General features: G+C 57.7%; 6 protein-coding genes. All 6 read left to right on the plus strand.

The window, feature by feature from the left end; genetic code table 11:
- Positions 1–349: 349 nt before the first annotated feature.
- Positions 350–1,390 (plus strand): recombinase RecA, encoded by a 1,041-nt coding sequence (recA, locus tag HY788_18690; protein MBI4776176.1) that lies wholly within the window; start codon positions 350–352, stop codon positions 1,388–1,390.
- Positions 1,387–4,023 (plus strand): alanine--tRNA ligase, encoded by a 2,637-nt coding sequence (gene alaS / locus HY788_18695; protein MBI4776177.1) that lies wholly within the window; start codon positions 1,387–1,389, stop codon positions 4,021–4,023. The genes recA and alaS overlap by 4 nt, the downstream gene beginning before the upstream one ends.
- Before the next feature lie 165 nt (positions 4,024–4,188).
- Positions 4,189–5,877 carry an HDOD domain-containing protein gene (locus HY788_18700; GenBank protein MBI4776178.1) on the plus strand — a complete coding sequence of 563 codons (1,689 nt, stop codon included), beginning with the start codon at positions 4,189–4,191 and terminating at the stop codon, positions 5,875–5,877.
- Between the two features lie 273 nt (positions 5,878–6,150).
- Positions 6,151–6,921 (plus strand): GTP cyclohydrolase I FolE2, encoded by a 771-nt coding sequence (locus HY788_18705; GenBank protein ID MBI4776179.1) that lies wholly within the window; start codon positions 6,151–6,153, stop codon positions 6,919–6,921.
- A 112-nt stretch (positions 6,922–7,033) separates the two neighbouring features.
- Entirely contained in the window at positions 7,034–7,420 is a 387-nt protein-coding gene (locus HY788_18710) for a hypothetical protein (protein ID MBI4776180.1), read from the plus strand.
- Positions 7,360–8,559 carry a radical SAM protein gene (locus HY788_18715; GenBank protein ID MBI4776181.1) on the plus strand — a complete coding sequence of 400 codons (1,200 nt, stop codon included), beginning with the start codon at positions 7,360–7,362 and terminating at the stop codon, positions 8,557–8,559. Before HY788_18710 ends, HY788_18715 begins: the two co-directional genes overlap by 61 nt.
- Positions 8,560–8,759: the final 200 nt, after the last annotated feature.

The following is an 8,759-nucleotide window of genomic DNA, read 5'->3' on the forward strand; positions in this document are numbered from 1 at the left end:
AAAAGTACTTCCCAATCCTCCATTTCTTCTGTAAAAACGAAACGCTCCATTGCCACCTCCTTTGGTGACAATGGTACCATAAACTTGGCAAAAAAGAAATCCTTAAGTTAGCGCTTATGGGGTACGGGGGAAAACTTTCTCAAAAGTTTTCCCCCGATGACCAATTACAGGAAATCTTGTTTTTCGCAACGTTTGATGCTATTTGGAAAGCTACTTCATACAAATAGTTCCAAACGTATCGCCGGGCGCCGGCCGGGAGCGGGTGTAATCCCGCACATCGGCCGTCGCGGGTTGTGATTGCGGCGTGAGCGCGGCTCGGCGCATCTTTGATAAATCAAAAGGAGGAGGTATGGCCGTCTCACAGGACCGGGAACGAGTCATCGACATGGCGGTTGGCCAGATCGAACGCCAGTTCGGTAAAGGGTCCATCATGAAACTGGGCGGCGAAGGCGTTGCGACGGACGTACGCTGCATTTCCACCGGATCGTTGTCTCTGGACATTGCCCTGGGCATCGGCGGTATTCCGAGGGGGCGTGTGACGGAGATTTTCGGACCGGAATCGTCCGGTAAGACCACGCTGGCCCTCGAAGTGATTGCCGAGGCCCAGAAAGCGGGAGGCGTGGCCGCGTTCGTGGACGCCGAGCACGCCCTGGACGTGCAGTATGCCCGCAAATTAGGGGTCCAGACGGACGAGTTGCTGGTATCCCAGCCCGACTATGGGGAGCAGGCCCTCGAGATCACCGAGATCCTGGTGCGCAGCGGAGCGTTGGACGTGGTGGTCATCGATTCCGTGGCCGCTCTCGTGCCCAAGGCGGAGATCGACGGCGAGATGGGCGATTCCCATATGGGTCTCCAGGCGCGGCTCATGAGTCAGGCGATGCGCAAGCTCACGGCCATCATTTCCAAATCGCATACATCCGTGATTTTCATCAACCAGATCCGGCACAAGATCGGCGTGATGTTCGGCAATCCGGAAACGACCACGGGCGGAAACGCGCTCAAGTTCTATGCGTCCGTACGGTTGGACATCCGTTCGAGAGGCGCCATCAAGGACGGCCAGGACGTGGTGGGCAACCGGACCCGGGTCAAGGTGGTCAAGAACAAGATCGCTCCGCCCTTCAAGGAAGCGGAATTCGACATCATGTACGGAAAGGGCATCTCGAGGGCCGGCGATGTGCTGGACCTGGGTGTGAATTTGAACCTCATCGAAAAAAGCGGATCGTGGTACTCGTACGATGGGGAGCGCCTGGGCCAGGGACGCGAGACGGCCAAGCAGATCCTCGAGGAGAATCCGGATATCATGCAGAAACTGGAAGCCAAGATCCTCGCCCAGTCCGGCTTGATTCACACGCCCCCTGACGACGAACAACCTGCCGAGGAAGCCCCATGACGGGAAACGACATCCGATCGCTGTTTTTGAAATTTTTCGAGGACCGGGGCCACCGGGTGGTCAAAAGCTCGTCGCTGTTGCCCCAGGACGATCCAACGCTGCTTTTTACCAACGCGGGCATGGTTCAATTCAAGCGCGTATTTATCGGGGACGAGCGCCGGGAGTACAGCAGAGCCGCATCATCGCAGAAATGCGTCCGGGCGGGAGGCAAGCACAACGATCTCGAGAACGTGGGACAGACCGCACGGCATCACACCTTTTTCGAGATGCTGGGCAACTTCAGTTTCGGAGATTATTTCAAGCGCGAAGCGATCCGCATGGGGTGGGAGCTTCTGACCCAAGGGTACGGCCTTCCGGCGGACAAACTGTATGCCACGGTCTATCTCGAGGACGATGAAGCGCACGAACTCTGGAGGACGGAAGTCGGGGTGCCGGAGGAACGCATCTCCCGTCACGGAGAAAAGGACAATTTCTGGGCCATGGGGGACACGGGCCCCTGCGGTCCCTGCTCGGAAATCCTCATCGATCAGGGCCCGGAAATGGGATGCGGCCGGCCGGAATGCGGTCCGGGGTGCGATTGCGACCGCTATCTCGAATTGTGGAACCTGGTGTTCATGCAGTACAACCGGGACGAATCCGGAGCCATGACGCCCTTGCCCAAGCCTAGCATTGACACGGGAATGGGCCTCGAACGTCTGGCCGCGGTGTTGCAGGGCAAGAAGAACAATTTCGATTCGGACCTGTTCGCGCCCATTATGAAAGCCATTGAAGCGCGCTCCGGGCACTCGTATCTCGAAGATCCTAAGAAAGACATCAGCTTCCGCGTGATCGCGGATCATGCCCGGGCGGCGGCGTTTCTCATTTCGGACGGCATTCTTCCGTCCAATGAAGGGCGGGGCTATGTACTACGCCGCATATTGAGGCGCGCGGTGCGTTTCGGAACCTCTCTGGGCATGCGCGATCCCTTTCTGCACGAGATCGCCGGAGCGGTGGTCGGAGTCATGAAGGGGCAGTATCCCGAGCTGGTTCAGTCACTCGAATTTGTGGCCAAAGTGGTTCAGGGAGAAGAGAAGCGGTTTTTCCAGACCCTCGAGAACGGCCTGAGCCTGCTCTATGACGAAATGGCCAGGCTCGACAAGGGCCACCGCGCGTTACCCGGCGAGGTGGCGTTCCGCCTGTACGATACGTTCGGGTTTCCGGTGGACATTCTCAACGACGTGGGCCGGGAAGAGGGCTTTACCGTGGATCAGGAAGGATTCCAGGCGGCCATGCAACGACAACGGGAGCAGTCCCGGAAATCGTGGAAAGGCAGCGGCGACGCCGAAATCCCGGAAGCGTATCGGGCCCTGTTGGGGCAGGGCGCAACCTCGGAATTCCTGGGATACGAGCTTCAGGCCACCCCGGCGAAGGTGGTGGCCCTGGTGAGCAACGGCAAGGCCGTGGATCGGGTCGGGGCCGGAGACGAGGTCGAAGTGGTGCTGGACCGGACAACCCTGTACGGCGAGGCCGGCGGCCAGGTGGGGGATCGCGGGATCATCCGGTCTGATGGGTGCGAAGTCGAGGTGACGGATTCGGTCAAATACGGAGGGCAACTCATTGTACACCGGTGCAAGGTGTCCAAGGGAAGCCTGTCCGTGGGCGACGAAGTGGAAGCCGTGGCCGAGGCCGAATGGCGGATGCGCACGGCCCGCAACCATACGGCCACGCACCTTCTGCATACGGTCTTGCGCTCCATCCTCGGGGACCACGTGAAGCAGGCCGGCTCCCTCGTTTCTCCCGAGCGGCTGCGGTTCGACTTCGCGCATTTCGAACAGGTCGACCCGGAAGTGCTCCATCGGATTGAAGAAAAGGTGAATGAAGCCATACGAGGCGACTATGAAGTCACGACCGCCATTACCAACATGGAGGAGGCCATCCGGAGCGGCGCCATAGCGTTGTTCGAGGAACGGTACGGCGAGGAGGTCCGCAAGGTTTCCGTGGGCGATTTCAGCACCGAACTGTGCGGCGGAACTCACGTCATCCGTACGGGCGAAATCGGGTTCTTCAAAGTGGTGTCCGAAACCAGTGTCGCCGCGGGAGTCCGCCGTATCGAGGCCCTCACCGGGTCCGGAGCGGACGCCTACGTCCGGGGTCTCGAGGATCGGATGCGGGAGATCGGAAGTCTGGTGAAAGCGCCCTCCGGAGAGATCCTTTCGAAGATCGAACGCATCCTTGCGAACCAGAAGAAGCTCGAGAAAGAACTGCAGGCCGCGCGAATGGGCCGGACCAGGGACGTGCTCGGTGAACTCATGGAACGGGTCCGAAAAGTCGACGGTGTTTCCGTGCTGGCGGCGAGGGTCGAGATGCCGGGGCCCAAGGAATTGAGAGACCTGGGGGACCGGGTCCGCGATCGGCTGGGCAGCGGGGTTGCCGTACTGGGCAGCGTGCAGGAAGGAAAGGCCATTCTGCTGAGCCTGGTGACCAAAGACCTGTCGAACACGCTGCACGCGGGCAAAATCATCGGACGCGTGGCCGAGCTGGTGGGGGGCCGGGGAGGCGGTCGTCCGGACATGGCTCAGGCCGGAGGCCCCAACGCGGATCAACTGAACGAGGCTCTCGAGAAGGTTTACACCATCGTGGAGGAACATCTGTAAAGGCGCTCCGGGGAAAGCCGGGGGTATCGCAAGGCCGGTAGATGCCCTGGGATAGCGTGGACTTCGTTGGTGGATCGATACAAAAGAGGATATAAAATAGAGAAACATAGCCGGAATACATAGTCTGCTACATTAAACAATTCGCAGCGTTTGAACGGATGGGTCATGACGGATAAGAAGATTCAGATACTTCAGAAGATCCAGGATGGCCGGGATTTGCCTTCGCTGTCGCCCGTGACCGTTCGGCTCATCGAGGCGGCTTCCGAGAACTCGATCTCGGTTTCGGACATTGTAGGAATCATCCAGCAGGATCCATCCTTGACCACCCGGTTGCTGAAGATGGTCAACAGCCCATATTTCGGCGTCCGGCAGCCCGTCAAAACCCTGTTACACGCCGTGACCTATCTGGGACTCAAACGCGTCCGCCTTGCCGCCCTGTCCCTTTCCCTCAAACAGACGTTTCAACTCGAGAGCCACAAGGGGTTCGATTACGATCAGTTCTGGCGCATGTCTTTATACCGGGCCGTGATGGCCCGGGGCCTGTGTCTCGATGCGGGTATCAAAGAGCTGGATCCGGAAGAAGCCTTTGTCGCGGGACTCATATTGGAAATCGGCCAGCTCATGATGTTCGAGGCCATGGACGTCGACCAGCGCCGGAGCTATCCACATCAGACCCTGTCCATCGCCGAACTCCTGAGATGGGAAACCGAGAACCTGGGCGTCAACCACAGGGAAGTCGGCCGATTGATTCTGAAACGCTGGCGTTTTCCTCCATCCATGGTGGAGACGCAGCAGTGGGACGGCGAAAGCGCTCTTTCCAACGACTCTTTATGGTCTTGCCGCATCACTGAATTGGCGCACCGGGGCGCTGAGATTCTGTTCTCCAGAAGCGAAGAGCTGTTCCCCTACCACCGAAGAGTCAAAGAGGTACTCGGGCTCCCTTCGGGCCAGGTAAACGAAGTGCTCGGACGGGCGTTGGTGGAGGTTGACGAGCTGGCCGGTGCGCTGGAGATGGAGGCGCGGTCGGGGAAAGACGTGCTTACCGTAATGGAGAAAGCCAACCAGGCGCTATCCCGTCTGAACGGAAGCCTGGAAAAGCATGTACGGTGGTTTTTGGAACACCAGGCTCCTTCCAATTCCTTCGGAAAAGAGTTCGAGGATCGCGCGGTCGAGGAGGAAGGGAAAACCGTCGAGGCTGCGCTGCAGGCCGTGGCTCACGAGATCCGCAATCCGTTGACCTCCCTTAGCGGGTTCGTTCGGAGGCTCTCGAAGACCCTTCCATCGGACGAGAAGAACAGCAAGTATATGGAGATCATCCTTGGGGAGGCCGCCCGGCTGGAGAGGGTGATGGACGAACTCAGCCGCTACAGTCGGACCTATACGCCTGAATTCGGCGAGCATGATCTGGGCCAGGTGGTTCTTAGTGTCATTGATCAGGTTCGGACGCGTTTCAAAGAGAGGAACATCGAAATCCGACTCGATATGGACCGGTCGGTCCCTAGGATGCGGTTTGACGCCCCGGGTATCGCGGAAGTGTTGCTCCGCTTCCTGGTCAATTCAGCCCGCTCCATGGATCGGGGCGGCCCCCTGACCGTCACCGCCCATTACGAAACGCAGGCGCGTGTCGTGAAACTGGTGATTCTGGATTCGGGGAAGCCTTTCCCGGAAGAGGCGCTGAACGAATTGATGGATCCGATCATGATGTCCAGGACCTTTGGCGCCGGCCTCGGAATACCTATGGCCAAGAAAATCCTCGCGTCTCACGGCGGAGACGTTCATCTCACGCGGTGGAACGAGGGAGGAAACCGGGCTGAAATCTCGCTTCCCGTGCAACCGGTCCGCGACGGGCGATAGCCGGGCGATTCGGTCGAGGGTTTAAAGCACGTTGGAATTCCTGAAGCCTATACGGACGCTTCTTCAACCGATTAAGGTCGGTTTTAGACCCGCCCCTCCGAGAATTCCCACCTTTTCAGACGTTTTTCAGCGTGAATCATTGCCAGAAACGTTGGTTTCTCCGGTGGGATTGTGCTATAAGGAGACGCTGGCGGTTCAGATACGCCGGAAACGTTGCGGTTCGTTATTTTTCATGACGGCCTTGACTACCTTAACGTCGGGTGGAACAAAGACATGATCGATGTTCAGAACCAGAAGGACTACCGCAACCTCGCCATTGACAAGGTTGGCGTCAAAGATATCCGATATCCCATTACGGTAAAAGATAAGGTCAAAGAAAAACAAAGAACGGTTGGCTCCATAAACATGTATGTGAATCTTCCCAAGAGCTACAAGGGGACTCACATGAGTCGCTTTGTGGAGATTCTCAGCGAATATCGGCATCAGATCAGCATCGAGAATCTGCCTCGCATTCTGGAAGAAATGAAAAAGCGTCTGAAAGCCGCCTCCGCTCATATGGAGGTCTCCTTCCCGTATTTTATCGAAAAAGAAGCGCCGGTTTCCAAGACCAGCGGCCTGATGGAGTATATCTGCACGTTCAAAGGGACTCTCAATCACGGGATGGACCTGGTTGTCGGTCTTAAGATCCCCATCAACACCCTGTGTCCCTGCTCCAAGGAGATCAGCAAACACGGGGCTCACAACCAGAGGGGCCAGGTCTCGCTGGAGCTGCGCTTCAAGAGGTTTATCTGGATCGAAGACATCATCAAGATGGTGGAGGAGTGCGCGTCGAGTGAAGTCTATTCCATTCTGAAGCGTGCGGACGAGAAATATGTCACCGAGCGGGCGTACGAGAACCCCATGTTTGTGGAAGACGTGGTGAGGGAAGTTGCGTTAAGACTCGAGAGCGACGAGAATATCACCTGGTTCACCGTGGAAACCGAGAACTTCGAGAGCATACACAATCACAGTGCTTATGCTTTCATCGAGCGGAGAAAGCCCTGACCTGCCGTTGTATTCAAAGGAAACGATACCGGTGTTGCAACCGCGCCCCGAAACTCTTTCGCAGCAATCTTTATCCTGAGTTCGATAACACGGGCGTTATGGCCCTCCTTTCATGACTGACCTGCTTCTGATTCAGCCTCCCATCGAGGACTTTTACGATACCAGGGTCCGGGCCGAACCCATGGGACTGATGAGCCTCGCGTCGGTGCTCCTTCGCTCCGGTATTTCGGCGGCTCTTTTGGACAGCCGCGGCCGGGGAGGCCAAAGAACCGTCCCGGCGCCCGCCGTGCTTCGGGAGGCTGCGAGTTATTCCGTTCCTGGAGACCGGTCCCCGTTCAGGCTGTGGGGGGCGTACAGAAGGTTCGGACTCGAGGACGAACGGATGTGGGCGGGCATCACGCCACCGCTTTCCCGGAAGATACGCTCGCAAGGAGCGGCGTGGACGTTGTGGTGCGCGGCGAGGGGGAATCGGTCATCTCCGGCATTGTGGAGCGTCTGAGAAAAGGCGAGTCGGTTTCCGGGTGTGTGACCGGCGAATCGTGTCGCCCGGAAGCCATTGCGACCCGGATTCGGAGCCTTCTGGACCGGGACGGGTACCGGATCAAGAACCACCGCTTGGCGATGATGCATACGAGCCGGGGATGTCCCAAGAACTGCGAGTTTTGCTCGACACGAAACCTGATGGGAAGGCGGTTCAGATCCCGCACCGTTGACTCCATACTGGACGAGATGCTCGATCTCAGAGCATCGTGCGGGATTACGGCGTTTGATTTCGAAGACGACAACATCAGTCTCGATGCGGAACGGTTCAGGGCCCTGCTCGAGGGCGTGACGACGAAGTTCGGTGAGCGCAAGGTGCTGCTGAGCTGCATGAACGGTCTGGCTTATTTCGATCTTGAGCCCGAAGACATTCCCCTCATGGCTCGAGCGGGATTCGAACGATTGGATGTGTCGGTCGGAAACAGCCGCGTTCGATCTGCTGAACCTTGCGAGGACGGCAGACCTTCGGACTGGAGCCGGCTTCAACATCTGATCGGCGTGGCGCGTCAAAGCGGATTGGACGCCGGCGTGTATTTCATTCTGGGTTATCCGGGTCACCGTTTCTCGGAGGATCTGGACATGGTTGGGTTTCTGTCCGAACAGCCGGTGATGCTGGGACCTTCGGTTTTTTACCCGCCGCCGGGAACGGATTTGTACGGTCGTCTGTTGAAAGACGGCCGCATATCCGATGAATTCGAAGTATGCCGCTCGTCTGCCGTGGCTTACGAGGACGGGGAATATACGCGACCTCGTGTGCTCATGCTGCTCGCGGCGTGCAGGGCGCTTAATGTAATCAAATCGATCGGCATGGGGAGCGCCGTGACCGTGGCGGACTGGGTGCGGATAACCTTGAAACGGCAAGGATCAGCGATTTCAGGCGATGGAAGAATGTGTGGCGGGGCTCCGGAAGCCACGGCCGCCTACCTCCTTCACAGAAGCTTTGAACATGGAGAATGGTTCTCGTTGCGCAGAAGCCGCAAAAAGAGAAGCGGCGCCTATGTCTACCGTGTCGAAAAGACGCCCTACCAAAGCGAGCAGGTGGTCGAATTCCTGGAGCAGTTGAAAGTGGCCGATGCGTCACGGAGAAGTCAGGATTGATCGGGATTTTTCCGCATACCCAATAGAAAAAGGGGAATCGGTACCCTGCGATTCCCCTCCTTAGTGCTCTGGGGCGAAAATTCGGTGACGTATTGTTAAGCCGCCAATTTTTGGCACTCATCAAATTTGGATAGCATTTTCCGCAAGTCCTCTCGCGTGAATTTCCACTCGAAAGGTCTTGCGGCTTCTTCGTATATGGC

This window comes from Deltaproteobacteria bacterium (assembly GCA_016208165.1).
Taxonomy (GTDB): Bacteria; Desulfobacterota; Desulfarculia; order JACQYL01; family JACQYL01; genus JACQYL01.